At 73.6% G+C, this 21,373-nt stretch carries 19 protein-coding genes and 1 tRNA gene; 6 read left to right on the forward strand and 14 right to left on the reverse strand.

Translation table 11 applies throughout. The features are described 5' to 3' along the window. The first annotated feature begins 15 nt into the window (after positions 1-15). Positions 16-354 carry a nuclear transport factor 2 family protein gene (locus ACIG3E_RS31095; protein WP_399622897.1) on the forward strand — a complete coding sequence of 113 codons (339 nt, stop codon included), beginning with the start codon at positions 16-18 and terminating at the stop codon, positions 352-354. 95 nt (positions 355-449) lie between these two features. Next, positions 450-3,737 (forward strand): AfsR/SARP family transcriptional regulator, encoded by a 3,288-nt coding sequence (locus ACIG3E_RS31100; protein WP_399622898.1) that lies wholly within the window; start codon positions 450-452, stop codon positions 3,735-3,737. A 24-nt stretch (positions 3,738-3,761) separates the two neighbouring features. On the opposite strand, the gene ACIG3E_RS31105 is transcribed toward ACIG3E_RS31100, so the two are convergent. The 6 genes from ACIG3E_RS31105 to ACIG3E_RS31130 are packed head-to-tail and all read right to left on the reverse strand — an operon-like array spanning position 3,762 to position 8,073. Beyond that, a complete protein-coding gene (locus ACIG3E_RS31105) occupies positions 3,762-4,079 on the reverse strand; it encodes an AzlD domain-containing protein (protein ID WP_399622899.1) in 318 nt (105 codons plus the stop codon). Continuing rightward, on the reverse strand, positions 4,076-4,804 hold the full coding sequence (locus ACIG3E_RS31110) for an AzlC family ABC transporter permease (RefSeq protein ID WP_399622900.1): 729 nt from the start codon (positions 4,802-4,804) through the stop codon (positions 4,076-4,078). Before ACIG3E_RS31110 ends, ACIG3E_RS31105 begins: the two co-directional genes overlap by 4 nt. Beyond that, entirely contained in the window at positions 4,801-5,730 is a 930-nt protein-coding gene (locus ACIG3E_RS31115) for a branched-chain amino acid transaminase (RefSeq protein WP_399622901.1), read from the reverse strand. The genes ACIG3E_RS31110 and ACIG3E_RS31115 overlap by 4 nt, the downstream gene beginning before the upstream one ends. Continuing rightward, positions 5,727-6,161, reverse strand: a complete 435-nt coding sequence (locus ACIG3E_RS31120; protein WP_399622902.1) for a nuclear transport factor 2 family protein — start codon at positions 6,159-6,161, stop codon at positions 5,727-5,729. Before ACIG3E_RS31120 ends, ACIG3E_RS31115 begins: the two co-directional genes overlap by 4 nt. A 35-nt stretch (positions 6,162-6,196) precedes the next feature. Continuing rightward, complete coding sequence (locus tag ACIG3E_RS31125) at positions 6,197-7,495, reverse strand: DUF6421 family protein (protein WP_399622903.1); 1,299 nt, start codon at positions 7,493-7,495, stop codon at positions 6,197-6,199. After that, entirely contained in the window at positions 7,492-8,073 is a 582-nt protein-coding gene (locus ACIG3E_RS31130; protein ID WP_399622904.1) for a bacilysin biosynthesis protein BacA, read from the reverse strand. Before ACIG3E_RS31130 ends, ACIG3E_RS31125 begins: the two co-directional genes overlap by 4 nt. Before the next feature lie 539 nt (positions 8,074-8,612). On the opposite strand from ACIG3E_RS31130, the gene ACIG3E_RS31135 reads away from it, so the two are divergent. Next, positions 8,613-9,494: an alpha/beta fold hydrolase gene (locus tag ACIG3E_RS31135; RefSeq protein ID WP_399622905.1), complete on the forward strand. Its 882-nt coding sequence runs from the start codon at positions 8,613-8,615 to the stop codon at positions 9,492-9,494. A gap of 94 nt (positions 9,495-9,588) precedes the next feature. Here the strand turns inward: ACIG3E_RS31135 and ACIG3E_RS31140 are convergent, their stop codons facing one another. From ACIG3E_RS31140 to ACIG3E_RS31170, 7 genes are all read right to left on the reverse strand, one after another. Beyond that, positions 9,589-11,508: a DUF2264 domain-containing protein gene (locus tag ACIG3E_RS31140; protein ID WP_399622906.1), complete on the reverse strand. Its 1,920-nt coding sequence runs from the start codon at positions 11,506-11,508 to the stop codon at positions 9,589-9,591. Next, positions 11,505-12,485 carry a hydroxyacid dehydrogenase gene (locus ACIG3E_RS31145; RefSeq protein WP_399622983.1) on the reverse strand — a complete coding sequence of 327 codons (981 nt, stop codon included), beginning with the start codon at positions 12,483-12,485 and terminating at the stop codon, positions 11,505-11,507. The genes ACIG3E_RS31140 and ACIG3E_RS31145 overlap by 4 nt, the downstream gene beginning before the upstream one ends. A gap of 23 nt (positions 12,486-12,508) precedes the next feature. Beyond that, positions 12,509-13,372: a carbohydrate ABC transporter permease gene (locus tag ACIG3E_RS31150; protein WP_399622907.1), complete on the reverse strand. Its 864-nt coding sequence runs from the start codon at positions 13,370-13,372 to the stop codon at positions 12,509-12,511. Further along, positions 13,369-14,349: a carbohydrate ABC transporter permease gene (locus ACIG3E_RS31155; RefSeq protein ID WP_399622908.1), complete on the reverse strand. Its 981-nt coding sequence runs from the start codon at positions 14,347-14,349 to the stop codon at positions 13,369-13,371. The genes ACIG3E_RS31150 and ACIG3E_RS31155 overlap by 4 nt, the downstream gene beginning before the upstream one ends. Before the next feature lie 31 nt (positions 14,350-14,380). Continuing rightward, positions 14,381-15,709, reverse strand: a complete 1,329-nt coding sequence (locus tag ACIG3E_RS31160; RefSeq protein ID WP_399622909.1) for an ABC transporter substrate-binding protein — start codon at positions 15,707-15,709, stop codon at positions 14,381-14,383. 269 nt (positions 15,710-15,978) lie between these two features. Then, complete coding sequence (locus tag ACIG3E_RS31165; RefSeq protein WP_399622910.1) at positions 15,979-17,073, reverse strand: substrate-binding domain-containing protein; 1,095 nt, start codon at positions 17,071-17,073, stop codon at positions 15,979-15,981. A gap of 214 nt (positions 17,074-17,287) precedes the next feature. Further along, complete coding sequence (locus ACIG3E_RS31170; RefSeq protein WP_399622911.1) at positions 17,288-17,779, reverse strand: ATP-binding protein; 492 nt, start codon at positions 17,777-17,779, stop codon at positions 17,288-17,290. Between the two features lie 399 nt (positions 17,780-18,178). Here ACIG3E_RS31170 and ACIG3E_RS31175 point away from each other — a divergent pair, with 399 nt between their 5' ends. Next, the gene (locus ACIG3E_RS31175) at positions 18,179-19,414 is read left to right on the forward strand and encodes a helix-turn-helix domain-containing protein (RefSeq protein WP_399622912.1); all 1,236 of its coding nucleotides are present in this window, start codon (positions 18,179-18,181) and stop codon (positions 19,412-19,414) included. Positions 19,415-19,433: 19 nt separating this feature from the next. Beyond that, entirely contained in the window at positions 19,434-20,165 is a 732-nt protein-coding gene (locus tag ACIG3E_RS31180; RefSeq protein WP_399622913.1) for a 5-formyltetrahydrofolate cyclo-ligase, read from the forward strand. 455 nt (positions 20,166-20,620) lie between these two features. Here ACIG3E_RS31180 and ACIG3E_RS31185 read toward each other — a convergent pair. Further along, positions 20,621-20,694 (reverse strand) — tRNA-Pro (locus tag ACIG3E_RS31185). 137 nt (positions 20,695-20,831) lie between these two features. Here ACIG3E_RS31185 and ACIG3E_RS31190 point away from each other — a divergent pair. Further along, positions 20,832-21,362, forward strand: a complete 531-nt coding sequence (locus ACIG3E_RS31190) for a DUF309 domain-containing protein (protein WP_399622914.1) — start codon at positions 20,832-20,834, stop codon at positions 21,360-21,362. Positions 21,363-21,373: the final 11 nt, after the last annotated feature.

Below are 21,373 nucleotides of genomic sequence, written 5' to 3' on the forward strand. Positions count from 1 at the left end.
AGGAGAGCACCGGAGATGACCTCCCCCAGCGCCAGGCCTTCCCACCCGGCGGTACGCGCCTTCGTCGACGCGGTCAACGCCCAGGACCAGCAAGCCCTCTGGACCGTCCTCGCCGAGGACGCCACCGTGATCGACGTCGGCACCGAGCGCGACCTGCACGCGTGGGTGGAGCGGGAGCTGTTCGCCTCGCACGCGCGGATGGAGGTCGTGCGCGAGTCGCCCGACGGCCTGTCCGTGAGCGCCCGCTTCCACAACGACATCTGGAACGACATCGACACCGCCTGGGAGTTCACGGTGTCGGACGGTGTGATCCGGCGCTTCGTCACCGGCCCCGACGAGTCCGGATCCGATTGAGCCGGAACACGATCAGCGCCGCGGCGGCAACCGGACGGGGGCGGAAAAGCGACCACAAGAGCATGGACCGCCAACCGGGAAGCAGAGGGAGTCGAGTGAGCCGCATCTCGGAGCCCCAGGAGGCGCAGGCGCCGAAGGAGTCGGTCCGCATCCGGCTCCTGGGCCCGGTGAGCGTGGAGGTCCAGGGCCGCCACGTGGGCCTCGGACCACAGCAGCGCGCGCTCCTCGCGGCCCTGGCGCTCGCCCGCGGCCCGGTCAGCACCTCGCGCCTGGCCGAGCTGCTGTGGGAGGGCGAGATCCCGGACGGCGCGATCAGTTCGCTGCGCACCCACATCCTGCATCTGCGCCGCATCCTGGAGCCGGGCCGGCGGGCCACCTCCGGCTTCGAGGTCCTGGTCAGCGCGGGCGCCCGCAGCAACACCAGCTACACGCTCCAGGTGGCCGACGACCAGGTCGACGCGCTGCGCTTCGTCCACCTCACCGACCAGGCCCGCAAGGCCGCGGCCGACGGCGACGCCGCCGCCGTGGTCACCCTCCTCGACGAGGCCCTGGCCCTGTGGACGGGGCCCGCGCTCGAAGGGGTCAGCGACCGCAGCTTCGCCCTCGCCGAGACCGACCGCCTCGAAGAGCTGCGCCTGGTGGCCCGCGAGGACCGCGTCGACGCCCTCATCGAACTGGGCCGCTACGAGGCGTCGCTCGCGGAACTCACCACCCTCGTCCGGGCGTTCCCGCTGCGCGAGCGGCTGCGCCGCCAGCTGATGCTGGCGCTGTACCGCTCGGGCCGCCAGGCCGACGCCCTCGCCGCGTACCGGGAGTTCTACCAGCTCCTCGACGACGAGGTGGGCATCGAACCGGGCCGCCAGCTCAAGGAGTTGCACCAGCGCGTCCTCGTCGGCGACCCCTCCCTCGCCCCCGAGCGCTCCCCGGCCCCCGCGGCACCGCCCGCCGCGCGTCCGGTCCCCCGCCAGCTCCCGCCCGACGTGGCCAGCTTCACCGGCCGCGCCGACCAGCTGCGGGAGCTCGACACCCTGCTCGCGCGCTACGACACGGGCCCGGGGCAGACCCTGGTGATCTCCTCCGTCTCCGGCATGGCGGGCGTCGGCAAGACCGCCCTGGCCGTGCACTGGATGCACCGGGTGGCCGACCGCTTCCCCGACGGCCAGCTCTACGCGAACCTGCGCGGCCACGCCGCCGAGCCCCCGACCACGGCCGACGAGGCCCTCGGCCAGCTCCTGCGCGCGCTCGGCGTCGGCACCGGGCACCTGCCGGAGAGCACCGACGAGAAGGCCGCCCTCTACCGCTCGCTCCTGGCGGGCAAGCGCGTCCTGATCCTGCTCGACGACGCGGCCGGGCTCGAACAGGTGCGGCCGCTGCTGCCCGGCTCGCCGACCTGCTTCGTCGTCGTCACCAGCCGCAACGACCTGCGGGGCCTGACCGCCTTCCACGACGCCCACCGGGTGAGCCTCGCGGTCTTCGCCGAGGACGAGGCGCTCGCGCTGCTCGGCCGCGTCATCGGCGCGGACCGGGTGCGGGGCGAGCCGGAGGCCGCCGCCGAGGCCGTCCGGCTCTGCGGTCTGCTGCCGCTCGCCGTCCGGATCGTCGCGGCCCACCTCATCGGCGACCGGCACCTGCCGATCGCGCGGATCGTCGGCCAGCTGCGCGCCGACCGCCTGGGCGAACTCGCCCTCGACCAGGAGCGGCAGACCGGCGTGCGCAGCGTCCTCGCGCTGTCCTACCGCTCCCTGCCCGCCCCGGAGCGCGAGGCCCTGCGGCTGCTCGCGCTCGCCCCGGGCCCGGAGGTGTCCGTCCCCGCGGCGGCCGCCCTCACCGGCGCGGCGGTGCCCGCCACCACCCGCCTCCTCGACCAGCTCGCCGCCCGCAGCCTGCTGGAGACGCACCGGCCCGGCCGGTTCCATCTGCACGCCCTCGTACGCCTGTTCGCCGGGGAGCGGGCCGTGGCCGAGGACGCCCCGACCGTGCGCGACGAAGCCGTGGGCCGCTTGCTCACCTGGTACCTGGGCACCGCCGAGCAGGCCGCCTGCCGCCTGTACGGCACCTTCTACTCCTGGTACGCCGCCCGGCCGCCGGAGCCCGACGGCTCCCCCACCGCGCCCCTGGCCTTCCGGAACGACACCGCGGCCCTGGCCTGGCTCGACGACGAGCGGCCCGCGCTGCTCGCCTGCGCGCAGCACGCGGTGCGCCACGGGCCACGCCCTTTCGCCTGGAAGTCCGCCCTGGCCGTGCACGGGCACCTGATGGAGCACGGCAGACGCACCGACTGGCTGCGGGCCGCGCACGCGGGCCTCAAGGCGGCCGAGGCCGAACACGACGACCACGCGCGGGCGGTGATGCACTGGAGCCTGTGCTACGTCCTGTGGGAGCTGGCCCGGCACGAGGAGGCGCTGGAGCACAGCGCCGCCGCCGACGAGCTGTTCGCGCGGGCCGGGCAGCCCGTGGAGCGGGCGGGCGCGGTCCTCGGGCTCGCCGCGTCCCACCGCGAGCGGGGCGCCCTGGAGCAGGCGGCCCGCGACGCCGAACGGGCCCTGTCCCTCTACCGCGAGGGCGCCCAGCCCGCCGGGGAGGCCTGGGCCCTGTTCCTGCTCGGCTGCGCCCGGCTCGACCAGGGCCGCCTGGACGCCGCGCGCGGGCACTTCGCGGCGGCCGGGGCGTGCGCCGAGGCCTCGGCGGACCAGCACACCGTCATGCTGTCGCTGTGGGGCCGCGCGCTGGTGCAGCACGCGCTCGGCGCCCTGGAGGAGGCGCAGCGCCTGCTCACCCGGGCGCTCGCGGTGGACGGCAGGCTCCTGGCCACGTACGCGGCGGAGGGCGCCCTCACCGCGCTCGCGGTGGTCTGCCGCGACCTCGGCGACCCGCGGCTCGCGCTCAAGTACGCCGTGGACGCGCTCGGCGTCACCCACCGCACCCGCCGCCGCCTGGTCGAGCCGGACGCCCTCAACACGATCGGCACGGTGCTGCTGCGCCTGGACGACGTGCCCGGCGCCCTCGACCACCACCGGCGCGCCCTGGACGCGGCCCGCGCGGCGTGCTGCCGCAGGGCCGAGGCCGAGGCGTGCCTGGGCCTCGCCGCCGTGCACCGGCAGCGGGGCGAGAGCCGCGAGGCTCTGGCGTGCACCAGGCAGGCGTTGAGCATGGCCCGGCAGACGGGGCTCGGGCTCGCCGAGGGCGCGGCCCTCACCGAGCTCGCCCGTGTCCACCTGGCCCTCGGCCAGCACGTCAAGGCCGCCCGGGCCGCCGAGCGCTCGGTGCGCCTGCACCGGGCCACCGGCCACAGGACCGGCCTCGCCGAGGCCCTGGAGGTCGCCGCGGCCGTGGAGCGCGCCGGGGCCGCGGCGGCCGGACCCCCTCAGGCCGACGCGGGCTGAGCGCGGGCGCGGCGGCGCCGGGCGTCACTGAAGCGCGCGTACGCCCGCCGTGACCGCCGCGGCCACCAGGACGACGAGCGGTACGGGCGCCTTGAGCCGCCAGGCCACCAGGGCTCCGGCGAACCCGGCGACGCGGGCGTCGAAGGTCATGCCGTGCGCGCCCGCCGAGCCCACGAGCTGGGTGACGACCAGGACGGCGAGCAGCGCGGGCGTCAGGTACTCCACGAACCGCGGGAACCAGGCGGGCAGTTCGCGGTCGCCGAGGACCAGGGAACCGGCGCCCTTGATGAGGAACGTGGTCACCACCAGGGCGCCGACGACGATCCACGGGTCGTTGCTCACGGCTTCCTCCCGGCCCGCCAGGTCCACAGGACGGCGATGAGGCAGGCCACGGCGATGGCGGTGTCGGGCACCGCGACGGCGGTGAGGACGGCGGCGGCCACCGCCGCCGTCGCGGCCGCCGTCCGCTTGCGGGCGGTGCCCAGATGGGGGGCGAGCAGCAGGAAGAACAGCACCGGGGACACCGCGTCCAGGCCGTAGTTGAGGACGTCCACCGCCCGGAAGGGCCCGATGGCGCCCGCCAGGGTGCCCAGGACCCAGCCGAGCCAGAGCACCACGCCGGAGGAGAGCAGTCGCACCCGGTCGAACCGTCCGTCGGCGTCGCTGGCGATGGCCCAGGACTCCTCGATGACGAGCTGCGACTCGACGGCGCGGCGCGCCCGGCCGCCGCGCAGGGCGGGCAGGATCGCGAAGCCCATCACCAGGTACCGCAGGTTCAGGAGCGTCCCCGCGACGGCCGCGGCCGCCCAGCCGCCGCCGTTGACGATCACGGAGACCGCCGCGAACTGCGAGGAGCCCACGAAGACGAGGCCCGACATCGAGGTCGCGGCGAGCGCGGGGAAGCCCGCGCCCTTGGCGAGGACGCCGAAGGACACGCCGAAGGCGAAGATCGCCACGGTGAAGGGCACGGCCGCCCGCGCCCCCTCGGCCCAGGCGGCCCGCCGCCCGCCGTCCGTGCCGGGGTCGCGGGCGGGCCGGGGCGAGCCGGTGGATCCGGAACCGGTCATCCGGCGTCGCTCGACGCGGCCGCCGGGGCCGGGCGCGCCGCCCGCTCGTCCGCCCCGGCCCGTACGGCGCGCGCGTACGCCTCGGTGAGGGCGGCGCCGACCTCGCCGAGCGGGTAGGTCCTGTCGTCGATGCCGGTCACCGGCTGGACCTCGTACGCCGTGCCGGTCAGGAACACCTCGTCGGCGTGGTCGAGTGCGGCCGGGGCGAGGTGGCGCTCGACGACCGGGAGGCCGAGGCCGCGGGCGAGGCCGATGACGGTGCGCCGGGTGATGCCGTCAAGGACGCACTCGGGCGGCGGGGTGTGCAGCTCCCCGCCGCGCACCAGGAAGAGGTTGGCGCCGGTGGCCTCGGCGAGGCGGCCCCGGTGGTCGAGGAGCAGCGCGTCGTCGAAGCCCGCCGCCTCCGCCTCCTGCCCGGCGAGGGCGCCGATGGCGTACAGGGCGGCCGCCTTGGCGCGGATCGGGGCGGTGTCGGGTGCGGGGCGCCGCCAGCGCGAGGTGCCGAGGCGGATGCCGCGCGGCCCGTCGGTGAAGATCCGCGGCCAGGGCCAGGCGGCGACGGCGAGGTGGACGCGGCTGTCCGGGGCCACCAGGCGCAGGGTGTCGGCGCCGCGCCAGGCGACGGGGCGCACATAGCCGTCGGTGAGGCCGGCGGCGGCGACGACCTCGCACGTGACGGCGTCGATCTCGTCGGCCGTCCAGGGCAGTTCGTAGCCCAGGTGCCGGGCGGAGGCGACGAGCCGGGCGCTGTGGTCGTGGAGCGCGAAGACCCGGCCGTCGTAGACCCGTTCGCCCTCGAAGACGCTACCGCCGTAGTGCAGGCCGTGGCTGAGGACGTGCAGGCGGGCCGCGCGCCAGGGCACGAGGGCGCCGTCGACCCAGACGACGCCGTCCCGGTCGTCGAGCGGCAAGGCGGCGCCGGTCACGTGGCGAACCCGCGGTCGGCGTAGGGGAACCCTTCCAGCTCGTTGGCGGCGCGGGTGTCGTCGCGCGCGGAGGCGTAGTAGATGCGGACCTCGTCGATCAGTCCGGAGGCGTCGAAGCGGTAGACCTCCGCGCCGCGCAGGACCTTGCCGAGCCGCGGTTTGAAGGCGGTCCACTCGCAGACGGCCGTGCGGGTGTGCTCGTCGGCGTAGACGGCGTCGACGGCCCAGTGCGAGTCGTTGGCCCGTACGTCGGCGCCCCAGCGCTCCACGATCGGGTCGATGCCGTGCACGGGCCCCGCCATGCCGTGGGCCAGGTAGTGCACGACGTCCTCGGACAGACACGCGGCGAACAGGTCGCGGTCGACCTTGTTGCACGCCTCGAAGTACTGCCGCACCGCGGCCTCCATCGCGGCTCGGTTCAGTTCACCCATGGGGGTACGCCCTTTCGTGGCTCGGCTCGTCCCGTTCACAGCGCGGCCGGTGCGAAGCGCAGGGGCGGCACCGCGGCGAGCCGCTCCCGCGCTCGCAGGAGCGCCCGCTGGTCGTCGGTGAAGGCGTACCGGTCGCCCTCGGCGCCCTCGCGCAGCCGGGTCCGTACGAGCGCCTTGGCGGCCGCGCGGTACTCCGCGGGAGTGCTGACGGCCGCTTCCATACCCTCGATGGCGTCGACCAACTCCCGCAGGCCCGCGATCACCCGGTCGTGGTCCAGGTGGAGGAGCCCCGCCCGGCCGGGGGCGAGGGCGCGGCGCTCGCGCAGCCAGGAGTAGAGGAACACGCCGGTGCCCGCGTCGAAGTTGCGCACGGCGTGGGCGTCCAGCGGGTACCGGAACATCCGCTCCAGGAGGATCATGGCGATCTGCTCGTCGGCGTACGGCACCGCGGGGTCGGCGTGGCAGGCGAGCGCGGTCCTCGCGTCGACCTTCAGCTCCTCCAGGAGGCCGACGAACCAGTTCATCTTGAGTTTGATGTGCTGGTCGAGCGGCCACCGCCCCTGGTGGTGGAAGTAGTCGTGCAGATATCCCCACACGGCCCGGGCCTGGTAGCAGGCTTCGGGGTCCATTCCAGTGGAGGCCCGGGGCACCGATTCGGGAGTGAGGACGGCGCGTGCGGACGGCACGGCGTACGTCTCGTGAATCCTGCGGAACTTGCTGAAGAAGAAGATCGCGTAGGCCTGTTCGACGACCTTGTCGTGGGCGGCGACGTTCTCCGGGAAGAAGACGATGCAGTTGCCGTCGGCCACTCCTTCGCTGCCCGCGAGGAGCACGGTGGCCTGGCAGTTGTTCTTCGGGTGCGGATAGTGCTCGGCGAGGCCGGTCAGCGCGTCGGGCTCTTTGCGGCGGACGAGGAAGAACTCCAGGCGCTTGCCGACGGGCGGGACGCTGTTGGTGGTCTGGACCGGGGCCAGGAACGCCGCCCAGTCCCCGTCGGCCGGGGCGGTGAGCGCGTCACGGCTGCGGGCGAAGTGCGGCGGCGTGTCGAGCCCGGCGGCCAGCCAGCCCTCGACGTCGGCGGCCAGCGCGTCGGCCTGCGCGGTCCTGCCGTGCCCGGCGAAGAAGCGGGTGGCCTCGTCCTTGACGGCGAGCAGGGCGCGGCGGTCCGTGTCGTCCGGGGCGGGCACGGTGCCGTCGTCGCGCTGACGGCACCGGAAGGCGTTGACGCGCGGCAGGAGGCCGCTGCCGAGCCGCGCGGCCTCCCCCAGGAGGTCGTCGTGGAGGCCGTGGGCGGCGCCCGCCGGGCCGAGCACCCCGCCGCGCGCGCCGCTCATCGGGCGGCCTCCCGCATCTGGTGGACGGTGTAGACCATGGGGACCTCGCCGAAGCTGCGGACGACCCGCAGGCCGTGGGCGCGCGCCGCGACGACGGTGGTGACGCACCCCTCGGCCTTGCCGTCGGCGCAGTCGATGGCCGCCTGGGCGTTGCTGGTCACCAGCTGCCGCTCGGTGACGGGCGTCACGAGCCCGGCCGGGGCGGGGTGGGTGGCCACGGTGCGCGGCTCGCCGCGCGTGCCGGGCGCGGCGGCGAGCACCATCTCGTACGTGGGCCACAGGAAGCAGTCGACCATCCGGCAGGTGTGGAGGTTGCCGAAGACGAGCGTGTGCAGCTCGGGGTAGACGGCGCAGGCCACCAGGGCGTGGGCGCCGGTCCTCGGCACGCTCGCCATGGCCTCCTCCAGGGAGGGGTGCAGGACGACCTGCCCCTCGTCCTCAAGTCCGTGGCGCTGGAGCCAGAGGTGGGCCGCCGACTCCAGATTGGTGCCGGTCGGGCCGAGCGTGTGCAGATAGCGAATGGCGCCGATCGACGCCGACGCGAGCGTGTCGACGCATGTGTGTTCCCCCGTCATCATTCCACTCTCCTGAGTTTCCTGAATGTCCCCCGCAATGTCCCCCGCGCAGATCCCGTACGCATCTCACCGCGCAGATCCCGTACGCGCCTCACGCGCATCCCGTGCGGCTCGGGCGCATAGCGGTTGCATATATCCATGGCGTCGGAATTCTCCGGGTGCCGACCGGCGCGGCACGCGGTGCGCGCACCGCGCCTACTGGCCCGCGTCGGCGATCCTAAGCAGCCCCGGCCCGGCGCGGCCAGCGCGCTGGTGACGCACCGACGGGATTTCCACACCCTGGCCATTTCGGCCCGCCCGGCTGTCCCGAAATCCCGCGACAAACGCCGCTGTTGGGGGTGACGCAGGCCGTGCTTTCATCCACACATAGGGGTTCCGGCGCACGCATCGCGTCACGCCGGAGCGTCAGGGAGGGCCCGGTCACCGGCCGGTCACCCGCCCGCCCCGGCATGTTCACGCTCCGTCCGCGATGAGATTCGGCGAGTCCGGCGGTCTTATCAAGGAGAGCGGCCGAGCCGACCGAGGAGACCCGAGGAGACACCATGACCACGAAGCCCGAGAGCCACACCCTGGACGCGCCCGGCGCGACCCTCGCGTACGACGTCCGGGGCGAGCTGCGGGACGCGGACGCGGACCACCCCGTCCTGCTCCTGATCGGTTCGCCCATGGACGCCGTCGGGTTCACGACGCTCGCCTCGCACCTCACCGACCGGGTCGTCGTCACCTACGACCCGCGCGGGACCGCGCGCAGTGTCCGGAAAGACGACAAGGGCCCGCTGACGCCGGACCAGCACGCCGAGGACCTGCGGCAGCTGATCGAGGCGCTCGGCGTCGGGGCGGTGGACGTGTTCGCCAGCAGCGGCGGCGCGGTGAACGGCCTCGCCCTCGTGGCCCGCCACCCCGGCCTGGTGCGCACGCTCGTGGCGCACGAGCCACCGGCCGTGCGGACCGTGCCGGACCACGAGCAGGCGTGGGCCGCCGTCCAGGGCATCCACCGGACGTACCAGAGCCAGGGCATGGGCCCCGCCATGGCCAAGTTCATCGCCTTGACGATGCAGAAGGGGCTCCTTCCGGACGGCTACGCCGACGCGCCGGGGCCCGACCCCGCCGCCTTCGGCCTCCCGACCGAGGACGACGGCTCCCGCGACGACGCCCTCCTCGGCCAGAACCTCCTCGGCTGCTGCGGCTACCAGCTCGACTTCGACGCCCTCGCCGCCGCGCCGACGCGGATCGTCATCGCGGTCGGCAAGGAGTCGGAGGGCGAACTGGCCTCCCGCGCAGGCCTCGCGATCGCCGAGCGCCTCGGCACCTCCCCCGAGGTCTTCCCCAGCCACCACGGGGGCTTCATGGGCGGCGAGTACGGCCAACACGGCGAGCCGGAGCCCTTCGCGACGAAGCTCCGCGAGGTCCTGGAAACCACCTGAGCCCCACCCGACACCGGAGAACGAGCGGCGCACCCACCCAGCCCGTCCGGCGCTTGAGGACGAGGCGCTTGAGGACGAGCGCGGAGCGCGATGATCAAGCCCGTCCGGCGTTTGAGGACGAGGCCGAAGGCCGATCGACCGCCGCCCCACCGGGACGGACCCGCGGCGGATCGAAGCCAACCCCGGTCCACTCCCCATCCGCCCAGCCCACCCACGCCTCACCCTCAGAAAGGACGACCTCAGATACGGCGGAAGCGAGCGCCAGCGCCCCCGCGCCCAACGAGGCCAGGGCCACGAACACCCGAGTACCCTCGACGGCGGCCGAGAGCCGCGGCATCCGCACCCACGGCTCGTAGGCGGTACCCGCGGGGGCGGACACCTCGTCCGCCCCGCCCCAGCCGTACAGCCCGACAAGCCCCGAGCGCAGCGCCCCCGCGGCCCACCCGGTGAGCGTCACCCGCGCCCCGGGCGGTGCCCCCACCACCCGGTGCACCCGCAGCTCGTACGGCCCGCGCGCCACGGTCACGCTCTCGACGCGCAGCCCGGGCACCATCGGCGGCCCGGATCCGAACACCGGCCGGTGCCAGGAGGCCGCCCAGCCCCACCCGTCGCCGTGCCCCGCGCCGAGCGGACGGATGCGGCGCCGCACGCTGGCCACGCCGTCGACCACCACCGCCAGGTGGTTGTCGGCGGCGTCGGGGGGCGCGGTGGGGCCGGTGTGCGTGGAGTAGGCGAGCCGCCCGTAGTGCGGGTCGTCCTCCGCGGCGGCCTCGCCCTCGTGCGGCCGGACGTGGTCGCTGCCGTGATTGTGGAGGCGCACGATCCCGTCCGCCCGGGTCGACTGCACGAGGAGGCCCGGCGCGGGCAGCGCGAGCACCCGGTCCGCGGTCTCGCTCGGCGCGGGCTCCTCGGGCGCCGTCCACAGCGGGGCGTCGGCGGGGGCGAGCAGCGCCACGAAGGCCTTGGCCGCCCAGTACGGGGACGCCGGGCCCGAGTAGGGCTGGAGCGTGGCCGGGTGCGGCCCGTGCCAGCCGAGGCTCAGCAGCCCGTCGGCGGTGAGCGCGCCGCGGTCGAGGAAGTGGCGCAGGGCCCCGCTGGCGATGCGGCGCGAGGTGCCCGGCGGGAGCGGGGTGTGGCCGGTGACCGCGCCGACGCCGACGGCCGCCGCGGCCGCGAAGCGGTAGGTGAGGGAGCGCCCGAAGTGGACGGGCGCGCCGTCCCCGCCGAAGAGGAGCGCGTAGCCCTCCAGGTGCGTGCGCAGCCGTGGCCCGAGCCGGTCGGCGAGGTCCGTGTCGCCCGTCAGGTGCGCGTGCAGCAGCGGATACAGGTGCAGGGCCCAGCCGTTGTAGTGGTCGAAGGCCCGCCCGTCGCCGTCGGCGTACCAGCCGTCGCCCCGGTACCACGTCTCCAGGAGCCCGAGCGCGCGCTCCATGGCGCGGGCGGTCGCCGCGTCGCCCCGGCCGACGGACTCCAGGAAGGACGCCACCATGAAGGGGAACAGGTACCAGTTGTTGGGCGCGGGCACATGGGTGAGCGCGTCGCGCAGCCAGCGCTCCGCGCGGTCCTGTACGCCGTCGTCGAGGCGGTCCCACAGCCACGGCCGGGTCAGCGCGAGGCCGAGCGCGACGGACGCCGACTCGACCATGGGCTGGCCCCGCACGTGGTGGTCGAGGATCAGCGGCCACGACTCGGTGTCGTCCCGGCCGGGCGTACGGGTGCCCGCGGCGAGGCCCTCCGCGTACCGCTCCAGCCAGCCGTGCGGGTCCGCGCCGCCCGCGCCCGCGACCCGGAAGCCCGCAGCGAGGAACGTACGGGCGTAGCCCTCGAGGCCGTCCGAGCGGACGCCGGACGCGGAGGGGCGGCCCGGCAGGCCGAGCAGGGCGCCTCGCGGGGTGGCCCAGCGCCACGCGGCGGTGAGCAGCCCGTCGGCGACGGCTTCCCAGTGCGCGCGGGTGTACCCGGTGTGCGGGCTCACGCCCCGGTCCTCCGCGGGCAGGTCTAAGGGGATGCTCATGCCAGATACGCCAGCCTCTCGCGTCGTACGGGATGGGCGAGGCCCTCGCCCGCGGCCCAGCGGGCCACCTCGCCGACGGCCGTGTCGGCGAGGCGCTGCCACTCGTTGCCCTGGGACCCCGCGAGGTGCGGGGTGATCAGGGCGTTCGGGCAGTCCCACAACGGGTGGGCGGCGGGCAGGACTTCGGGGTCCGTCACGTCGAGCACCGCCCGGATCCGGCCCGCCCGCACCACGTCGGTGAGCGCGGCCTGGTCGACGACGGCGCCGCGCGAGGTGTTGATCAGGGTGGCGCCCGGCCGCATCGAGGCGAGCAGCTCCCGGTCGACCAGGCCGCGAGTGGCGGGAAGCAGCGGCGTGTGCACGCTCACCAGGTCGCCGCGGGCGAAGAGGGCGGGCAGGGTCACCCGCTCCGCGCCGAGCTCGGCGGCCTGCGCGGCGGTGACGTACGGGTCGTGGAGGAGCACCTCGAAGTCGAAGGGCCGCAGCAGCTCGATGACCCGGCGGCCGATCAGGGAGGCGGAGAGGATGCCCACGGTGCGGCGGTAGTTGCCGACGTGGTGGGGGGTGAGCAGCCAGTCGCCGCGCTCGCGGGCGCGGCGGTAGTCGCGGGCCCGCTCCAGGACGTGCTTGCCGTGCAGGAGGATCATCGCGAGGGTGTACTCGGCGACCGGCAGCGCGTTGGCGGCGGCGGCCGAGGACACCGCGAGGCCCCGTTCCCAGCAGGCGTCGGTGACGTGCCCGCGCACCGAACCGGCGGCGTGCACCACGGCCTTGAGGCGTGGCGCCGCCGCGAGCACGGCGGCGTCGAGCGGCGGGCAGCCCCAGCCCGTCACCAGGACCTCGACGTCGGCGAGCACGGTCCGGGCGCGGGCGGTCGTCAGGTCGTCGAGCGCGGGCGGCGGCGCCAGGTCGCACACCTCGGCGAGCGCGGCGAGCGCGCGCGGGGCGAAGACGGCCGCCGCGGCCCGCGCGGACATGGCGAGCGCGGTGCGGGGCCCGGTCACTTGACCGCCCCCGCCGTGAGCCCCGAGCGCCAGAACCGCTGGAGGAGGGCGAAGGCGAGGATGAGCGGGACGATCGCGAGCAGCGAGCCGGTGATCACCACCGGGTAGTACTCGGGCGAGACGGTCGCCTGGCTGTTCCACTGGTAGAGGCCGAGGCTCACCGGGTACAGGTCCTGGTCGGACAGCATCACCATGGGCAGGAAGAAGTTGTTCCAGATCGCGGTGAGCTGGAAGAGGAACACCGTGACGAGGCCGGGGCCGAGCATCCGCAGACAGACCCGGGCGTAGGTCGTCAGCTCGCCCGCGCCGTCGACGCGCGCCGCCTCCAGGACCTCGTCGGGCACGTAGCCCTGGCTGAAGACCCGCCCCAGGTACACGCCGAACGGGTTGAAGAGGACCGGGACGAAGACCGCCCAGAAGGTGTTCACCAGACCGGCCTCGGAGGCCAGCAGGTACAGCGGCAGGGCGAGGACCGTCTGCGGCACCATGACCGCCGCGAGCACCAGGCCGAACAGCTTCTCCTTGTGCCGGAAGCGGTACTTGTCGAAGGCGTATCCGCAGGCCACGCTGATCAGCGAGCCGAGAGCCGCGCCCAGGACGGCGTAGAGCAGGCTGTTGCCGTACCAGCGTCCGTACAGGCCGCCGTCCATCGCGAACACGTCCTGGACGTTCTGGACCAGGGAGAAGTCGCCGAAGGACAGCAGGCTGCTGCTGAACAGGGCGTCGCGGGTCTTCGTCGCGGCGAGCACCAGCCACAGGACGGGCAGGAGCGTGTAGAGGACGAAGAGCCCGACGACCGCGTTGACCGTCGCCCGGCCGAGCAGGCGCGGGCGCGGCGGGGCGGAGTGCGACGCGCTCATCGGGCGGCCCCCTCGGCCGGTTCGGCGCGGCTCGTCCAGCGGGTGACGCCGTAGGACACGGCGACGGTGAGGGCGAGCAGGATCACCGAGGCGGCGGCCGCGAGGGAGTAGTTGTTGCGGGTGAAGGCGGCGTCGTAGATGTACATGCTGGGCGAGAAGCGGGAGTTGATCATCTGTGAGGACTGGCTGAGCAGCATCGGCTCGGTGAACAGCTGGAGCGCCCAGATCAGGGTGAACATCGCGACCACCACGACCGAGGAGCGCACGAGCGGCGTCTTCACCTGGAGCGCGATGCGCACGGGCCCCGCCCCGTCCACGACCGCCGCCTCGACGACCTCGCGCGGGACCGCCTGCAGGGCGGCGTAGAAGACGACCATGTTGTAGCCGAGGTTGCTCCACAGGGCGATGTTCACGATCGACGGGAGCGTGGTGTGCAGGCCGAGGAAGTCCACCGTGATGTCGGCCTTGTTGAGGACGTCGATGACCGGGCTGATGCCGGGCGTGTACAGGTACAGCCAGATCAGGGCGGCGATGATGCCGGGCACCGCGTGCGGCAGGAACAGGCCGAGCTGGGCCCACGCGCGCAGCCGTACGACGCCGGAGTCGAGGAGCAGCGCGAGGGCGAGGGAGCCGAGCACCATCAGCGGGATGTAGAGCAGGCAGTACAGCGCGACCGTGCCGAGCCCGGACAGGAACGTCGGGTCGCTGAGCACGGCGGCGTAGGAGCGCGCGCCCACGAACACGGTGCGTTCGGGGCCGAAGCCGAGGCCCGGCTGGTCGTCGCTGAAGAAGCTCAGCCACACCGCGGTCCCCACGGGGACGAGGAAGACGACGGCGAGCAGGAGGAAGAAGGGGGCCATCAGGACGCCCGCCGCGGTGCGTCCGCGGCGCGCGGCCCGGCGCTTCGCCTTCCGCCCGGGCCGTTCGGCGGCCCGCCGCGGGGCGGTCGCGGCGGGGGCGTGGGCGGTCGCGGTCATGGGTGTCACCTGCCTTTCGGGGTGCGGGCGTTCACGTGGAGTGCTGGGTGGTGGCCAGGCCGAGCGCCTTGAGGTCGGGCATCGTGGCGTCCTGCGCGGCGCGCACGGAGGACAGGACGGTGCCCAAGCCGCCTCCGGCGCGGGCGAAGGCGTCCTGCATGACCTTGCTGGTGGCGGTCATCCGAGGGCCCCACACCCAGCCGTCGCGGATCTTGCGGGCCTCCTCGTCGAAGAGCGCGTAGACGTCCTGTCCGCCGTAGTAGCCGCGGTCGAAGGCCGCGCGGCCGACCGCCACCAGGTCGGTCGCGGCCGGGTACTGGCTGCTCGCGCCGCTGGAGAGCCGGGCCTTGAGGGCGTCGGGGTGGGACACCTGCCACTCGATGAACTCCATGGCGGCCTCGGGGTGCCTGCTGTCCTTCGTCACGGCGAACGTGGAGCCGCCGTGCGTGCCGATGGCGGGCCGGTCGGGGTCCCACTGGGGCAGCGGCGCGATGCGCCACAGGCCCTTCTGCGCCGGGCGCGCGTTCATCTGCGCGCCCGCCTCCCAGGCGCCGCTGAACCGGGTCAGGACCAGGCCGTCCGCGATCTGGGCGTCGAAGAGGCGGCTCTCGACGGCGTTGACGTGGACGAGGTCCTCGTCGATCAGACGCTGCCAGTACGCCGCGACGCGCCGGGTCGGGGCGTCCGCGAGGGACACGTTCCAGGCGCCCTTGGAGGTGTCGAACCACTGGGCGCCCGCCTGCCAGGCCCAGGCCGCGAAGTGCGTCGCGCCGTCCGTGGCGAAGACCGCCGCCCTGCGGCCCTCGCCGCGGCCCGGCACCCTCCGGGCGAGCTCGGCGAACTCCTCCCAGGTGGCGGGGGTCTCGAAGCCGTACTTCTCGAAGAGGTCCTGGCGGTAGTGCAGCACCATCGGCTCGACGTCGAGCGGCACGCTGTACGTGCGCCGCTCGAACGTGGTCAGGCCGAGCGCCTGGGGCAGCAGCTTGGCCCGCAGCCCGGCGCCGAGCAGCGGCGTGATGTCGCGGGCGACTCCGTCTATCGCGAAGCCCGGCACCTGGGGGTACTCGATCGTGGCGACGTCGGGGGCGTTGCCCGCGCGGGCCGCGTTGCTCAGCTTCGCGTAGCCGCCGTGGTTGCCGGACGGCACCTGCTCGAAGTCGACCTGGATGTGGTCGTGCGTCCGGTTGAACGCGTCCACGACCTGCTGGCTGCCGCGCAGCGCGGACCAGAAGGTGAGGGTGGTGACGCCCTTGGTGCGCCTGGTGCCCCTCTCGGCCCCGCCGCAAGCGGCGAGCGCACCTGCGAGCGGCAGCACGGCGAGCACTCCCCGACGGCTGGGACGGCTGTGTCGACCAGGCATGGGCGCCTCCCGGGGCTCCTGCGTGTCCGAGTCACGGGAATACTGATCGCCTGAGCGGACCTGGTCAATAGAACGCCCAGAAGAAGCTAAACCGATCAAACGCTCATCGCGGTGCGGCAGTTGCGCCCAGACCGTCCACGCGCGCCGCACCGGGGAGCGCCCCGAAGGGGCGCGGGGCTGTGCTCATCTGCGGCTCCGCCGCGCGGGCGCGACCAGCCCCTGGCGGCCCGCAGACGAAGGACGACCCGGCGCGGCAGCCCCCACACGGCTCAAGCCCCGCGCAGCGGTCGGGTGGAGCCGCGGACCTTCAGCTCGGGCAGCAGCTCAAGGCGCCGCACAGGCCCCGCGCCCAGCGCGAGACGGCGCAGCAACAGCTCGGCCGCCGCCCGGCCGATGTCCGCCTTGGGCGGGGACACGGCCGTCAGGGGCGTGCTGCCGAGCGCCGCGACCACGTCGTCGTACGCGATCACGGAGCAGTCCTCGGGCACCCGCACCCCGCTGTCGCGCAGCGCCTGCACCAGCATCAGCGCGTCCACGTCGCCGTGCAGGACGGCGGCGGTCGCGCCCGTCTCGGCGAGCAGCGACGGCAGGTCGACCGGCTGCTCGGCGGCCGGTGCCGCCGGGTCGGCAACGGCCCCGGCGGAGCTGAGGGCGAGCGCCCACTCGTCCACGCCCGGGTGGTCCGCCGCGATCTCGGCGAACGCCGCGCGCAGGGCGCGGGCCGTCGGGCTGTCGTCGCGCGCGGCGAGCACGACGCGCCGGTGCCCGAGCCCCGTGAGGTGCTCGACGGCGAGGTGGACGCCGTACCAGTGGTCCGTGCACACCGCGTCGACGGCGTGCAGCGCGCTGCCGCGGCGGGGCCTGCGCTCCATCACGACCAGCGGTACGGGCACGCGCGCGAGCCAGGCGTAGTCGGCCTCCTCGGTGGCCCGGTCGCGCCAGCGCGGCGCGATGAGCAGGCCTCGCGCACCGTCCGCCAACGCCCGCTCCACCAGGGGCTGTTCGGCGCCGGGCGCGGCCGGGGCGATGTGCAGCGCGATGCGGACGCCCGCCTCCTCGAAGGCGGCACGGGCGCCGTGCAGCGTCTCGTACAGATACGAGTGGCGCTCCGGCACGACGACGGCGACCGGCCCGCCGTCGGCCGTGGGCTCGGGGGTCGCCGACCGCTCGGCCTCGTCCGCGACCGGCCGGGCCACCCCGTGGCCGCGGCGCAGTTTGCCCTCGCGGGCGAGCTCCTCCACGTCGCGCCTGAGGGTCACCACCGACACCGCGAGCTCCGCCGCGAGATCACTGACCCGGGTCGCACCGCGCGACCGCACCGCGGCGAGGATCCGCTGCCGCCTGAGGTCCACCGGTTCGCGCATGCTGCTGCCCCCTCGCCCCGACCGTTCGTTTGAGCGCTTTCCCTGAGCGCTTCGCACGGCGGCAGCATAACCAGCGGTCGCGGAACGGTACGACGTCGGTCTGCGGACCGTGAAGCGGCTCATAGCCCACAACGGCATCCGGCGGCGAAAGCCCCAGCCGCACACACGCCAAGGGTCGGGCCCTGCGGTCGGCTCCGGCCCTTGGCATGTGTGGCTAGCAGGCGTCGAGTTCGACTTCGACCCAGACGATTTTGCCGCCGATCGGGGGCTGGTAGTAGCCCCATTGTTTGGCGATGGCTTCGATGAGCATCAGGCCCCGGCCGGACTCGGCGTCCCACGCCAGATCACACTCTGGGACCGGTGGGCAGTCGTCGGCGTCGGCAACCTCGATCAGCAGACGGCTCGGCGATTTCCACAGGGCGAGCACCACGCGTTCCAGCTCATGCTCGTGGATGACCACATACGACACTGGCCCGGGCGACTCGAATAGGGAGCCTCCCGAGTGCCGTACGGCGTTAGTGACCAGTTCGGACACCACGAGTACGGCGATGTCAGCGGCCTCTCCGGTCACGCTCCATGCCTGGAGCACCTGGCGGGTGTGACGCCGGGCCCACCCTGGAGCATCGGCGAGGGCGGCGAGTTCCAGGCGGCTACAAAACGGCGGCTGGTGCGGGCCGGGCGGGTTGCCGAACAGATGTGCGCTCATCGCGGGTACCGCCATGGCGGCACATGGCAAACCCCGGTCCCGGTGCGTCGCCTAGTGACCAGGGCCGCCGGGATGCCTGAGCGGGCGCGGTAGGCCCGGCCGAGTGGGTGGTGGGTGTGCGGGTCGCTGGGCCTGCGGCGGGCCTGCCTCACGGCCATACAGGCACTGGGTCCCCGCATGAGGGGCCGGGCTGGTAGTCCGGTGGGGAGTGAGCAGTACACGAAGCGCCTCCGGCAGCTCGCTATTGGGGCCCACCACCCAACCGGAGTGCATTGTCTGCCTCCACGGCATCAACTCGGCCCTTGGGCGGCATACTTGCCGCATCGGCACCCTTGACCAGGCCAAAGACCCTCTCACGGCCAGGGGTGAATCCGGAGGGTAGGCGGGTACAGGCGCACCATGGGCACCAGTGCGGGCAGACGACGCGCTTTGGCGAAACGCCGCGCGGCGATGGGTTTCAGCCAGGAAGAATTCGCCCACGCTCTGGGGGTGGACCGCACGACGGTGGGCCGATGGGAAACCGGTGAACGTGACCCGCAGCCCTGGACCCGTCCCACAATCGCTACCGCCCTGCATCTCAGCCTGGGCGAGTTGGACGCCCTGCTATCCGAGACAGAGCCCGTGCACACTCTGGCTGCTGGGATGGTCCGCAGGGCTGCCGATATTCCCGCCCAGTCCGGCCCGGGCTTTGAGGCACGGGAGCGCCAGAGCTACATCCACGCCAACCCCGGCGCCCTGGACCTGGTGGCCGTAGCGCAGCTCCGCAAGGAAATCCAGAACTTGGACGCCCGCTACGAAACCGAGCCAAGTACGGCGCTCGTGGCACAGTGCGGGCAGCATTTGGGACAGGTGGCGCACTGGCACACCTACCCGCTCACCCACCAAGTCCGCCGGGACCTGCACGCCGCCTACGCCGAAGCCGCAACCCTCATGGGGCAGCTCGTATGGGATGCCTCCGGACGCCGGGACCATGCCACCGCGCGCGCCTATTTCACGCACGCCGCCACGGCCGCACGGGAGTTGGGCGACCCGGTAGCCGAAGGGCTCGCACTGCTGCGCACCTCCTTTGTGGCCCTGTACGGAGACAGAAACCCAAAAGCCGGTTTGGAGTTGGCCCAGCACACGGCGACTATCACCGGCACGACAAGCCACGTGTTGACCGGGCTTGCGGTGCTGCACACCGCCGAAGCCCACGCCATGACCGGAGCCCGCAGCCAATGCGAGCGGGCATTGAGTCAAGCCGAAACCCGCCTAGGCCGGGTGGACGGAAGTGACGCGGCGGCGCCGCTCTATGCCTCCACGCAGTTCGGGCGTCTGGCCGGGTCCTGCTACCTGGCGCTCAACGATGCGGCCCGCGCCCAAGCCCTTCTGGAGGAAACTGCCGCTGATTCCCACGACGGCTCCAAAGCCTCGGCCATCGTGCACGCCAACCTGGCACTTGCCCACACTGGGCAAGGCCACGTTCATGAAGCCGTCGCCGCGTTGCACGCGGCCCTGGACGTGGTCGAACAGCATCGCGGCGGCGGGGGAATGAGCGTCGCGTTCTCGGCCGGGCTAGCCCTCAAGCCTTGGCGGACCACCACGGCCGTCGGCGACGTGTATGACAGGCTGCTCACCCTCATGACAGCCGCCTAACCCAGCCAAAGGGGGCCCGGTGACCAACGGAGCAACCCAGCGAGCCAAACAGCGCATCCGAAACCAGATATGGGAACTGCTGGAGGCCGAACGCGCCGCACCCGAAGGCGTGGCAGGCCATATCCCTGCCTTCTACGGCGCCGACGAGGCCGCCGCCCGCCTCGCGCAGGTGCCCGCCTGGCAGGCCGCCCGCATCATCAAAGCGGTCCCCGACCTCGCACAGCAACCTGTACGCGCCCGCGCTCTCCGAGACGGTAAGACCGTCTACATGGCCGCCCCACGGCTGGCAGCGGCCAAACCGTTCTATCTCCTGGACCCCGAGACGCTGATGGTGCCGCCGGAGCAGGCCGCTGCCCACCGCACGGCCGCCACAGTCTCCCAACCAGTCGGCCCGGACGAGATGCGGCCAGTGGACCTCATCGTCTGCGGCAGCGTGGCTGTTAACCGCGACGGTGCCCGCCTCGGGAAAGGCGCCGGATACTCCGACATCGAAGTCGCCCTCCTTGCCGAGGCCGGACTCATCGGCAAACACACCCTCATCGCCACCACCGTGCACCCGCTCCAAATCGTGCAGACCGACATCCCCGAAACCATCCACGACTTCCGCGTCGATCTCATCATCACCCCCGATGACACCATCACATGCCCACCCCAACAACGCCCGACAGGCATCATCTGGGAACACCTCCAAGCGGAAACCGTCGCCGCAATCCCCGCCCTGCAAGCACGTCACCCAAAGAACCAGATCTAGAGACTCGTACCGCCATGGCGGGCGCCGTGGACGAGGCTATTTCCTCCAAGCAGTCCCTGTCGCAGCACATCCGCGAACAGCTAAAACAACAGCTCGCTCAAACTCGATGCCCGCGAAAACGGTTTGTACGACCTGATTGGTAATCCCGAGTAGGTCCGGGAACGGCTCGGCAAGGCCATGAGCAAAGTAAAGGCAGAACGGGCTACCGCCACCGCACAACTGGCTGATGTGGACGGGGCGCCAGAGGCCGGGCGACAGGTCTTCCGGACCGCCCTGTACGTGCTCACTGACCCCGGCCAGGCCGACACGCAGCCGTCTACGGCGCTGCTGGCCCCGGTGGCGGCCCGGATACAACAACGAGGGCGGCACGCTTCGTGTGAAGCATGCCGCCCTCGTAACCGACCTTGGCAGGCCCGCGCCCGTTGGTGCCAACGGTTCCCATAAGCCCTGCCTAGTCGGGACGACAGGATTTGAACCTGCGACCCCTTGACCCCCAGTCAAGTGCGCTACCAAGCTGCGCCACGTCCCGGTGCGTTCCTCGCGGTGGGTGTTCCGCGTGATCACGCAGGTAGAACTCTACCCCACGTGCGGGGGTGGTCCGGGCCGTCGCCGTCGCAGGTCACCGCCCGGCGGCGGGGTGCGGGCCCGGGGCGGGAGAATCGCCGCATGACGAGCGCACTTGGACCAGGTGGCCGGGACCGGGACGCGGAGGGCCGGGCGCGCAGCGCGCGGCCGCGGGACGGGCTCGGGCGGCCGCTGCCGTACGGGGCCGAGGGCGTGGCGCGCCAGCCGGAGGGCGTGGCCCGCACGCCCGCCCGGACCCTCGCGGAGGCGCAGGCGCTGCTCGACGCCGGGCGCCCCTTCCACGCGCACGAGGTCTTCGAGGACGCCTGGAAGTCGGGGCCCGAGCAAGAGCGCGGCCTGTGGCAGGGGCTCGCGCAGCTGGCCGTCGGCCTGACGCACGCGGCGCGCGGCAACGCGACGGGCGGGGCGCGGCTGCTGCGCAGGGGCGCGGGCGCCGTCGCGGAGTGGAGCGCGGCCGGGCCGGGGCGCGAGCGGCCCTACGGGATCGGCGTGGCGGAACTGGTGGCGTGGGCGCGAGGGTTGGCCGCGCGCGTCGAGGGGGGTGAGGTGCCCCTGGACGCGGCGGCGGCCGCGCCGACGCTGGCCCCCCACGCGGCGCCCGGGGACGGGTGACAGACTCCTGA

The sequence above is a fragment of the Streptomyces sp. NPDC053474 genome (assembly GCF_044544845.1).
GTDB lineage: Bacteria > Actinomycetota > Actinomycetes > Streptomycetales > Streptomycetaceae > Streptomyces.

Coding starts and splice junctions, on each gene's coding strand:
- ACIG3E_RS31095 (WP_399622897.1), top strand. CDS start 16: ATGACCTCCCCCAGCGCCAGGCCTTCCCACCCGGCGGTACGCGCCTTC.
- ACIG3E_RS31110 (WP_399622900.1), bottom strand. CDS start 4,804: ATGACCGGTTCCGGATCCACCGGCTCGCCCCGGCCCGCCCGCGACCCC.
- ACIG3E_RS31120 (WP_399622902.1), bottom strand. CDS start 6,161: ATGGGTGAACTGAACCGAGCCGCGATGGAGGCCGCGGTGCGGCAGTAC.
- ACIG3E_RS31125 (WP_399622903.1), bottom strand. CDS start 7,495: ATGAGCGGCGCGCGCGGCGGGGTGCTCGGCCCGGCGGGCGCCGCCCAC.
- ACIG3E_RS31130 (WP_399622904.1), bottom strand. CDS start 8,073: ATGATGACGGGGGAACACACATGCGTCGACACGCTCGCGTCGGCGTCG.
- ACIG3E_RS31135 (WP_399622905.1), top strand. CDS start 8,613: ATGACCACGAAGCCCGAGAGCCACACCCTGGACGCGCCCGGCGCGACC.
- ACIG3E_RS31140 (WP_399622906.1), bottom strand. CDS start 11,508: ATGAGCATCCCCTTAGACCTGCCCGCGGAGGACCGGGGCGTGAGCCCG.
- ACIG3E_RS31145 (WP_399622983.1), bottom strand. CDS start 12,485: ATGTCCGCGCGGGCCGCGGCGGCCGTCTTCGCCCCGCGCGCGCTCGCC.
- ACIG3E_RS31150 (WP_399622907.1), bottom strand. CDS start 13,372: ATGAGCGCGTCGCACTCCGCCCCGCCGCGCCCGCGCCTGCTCGGCCGG.
- ACIG3E_RS31155 (WP_399622908.1), bottom strand. CDS start 14,349: ATGACCGCGACCGCCCACGCCCCCGCCGCGACCGCCCCGCGGCGGGCC.
- ACIG3E_RS31160 (WP_399622909.1), bottom strand. CDS start 15,709: ATGCCTGGTCGACACAGCCGTCCCAGCCGTCGGGGAGTGCTCGCCGTG.
- ACIG3E_RS31165 (WP_399622910.1), bottom strand. CDS start 17,073: ATGCGCGAACCGGTGGACCTCAGGCGGCAGCGGATCCTCGCCGCGGTG.
- ACIG3E_RS31170 (WP_399622911.1), bottom strand. CDS start 17,779: ATGAGCGCACATCTGTTCGGCAACCCGCCCGGCCCGCACCAGCCGCCG.
- ACIG3E_RS31175 (WP_399622912.1), top strand. CDS start 18,179: ATGGGCACCAGTGCGGGCAGACGACGCGCTTTGGCGAAACGCCGCGCG.
- ACIG3E_RS31190 (WP_399622914.1), top strand. CDS start 20,832: ATGACGAGCGCACTTGGACCAGGTGGCCGGGACCGGGACGCGGAGGGC.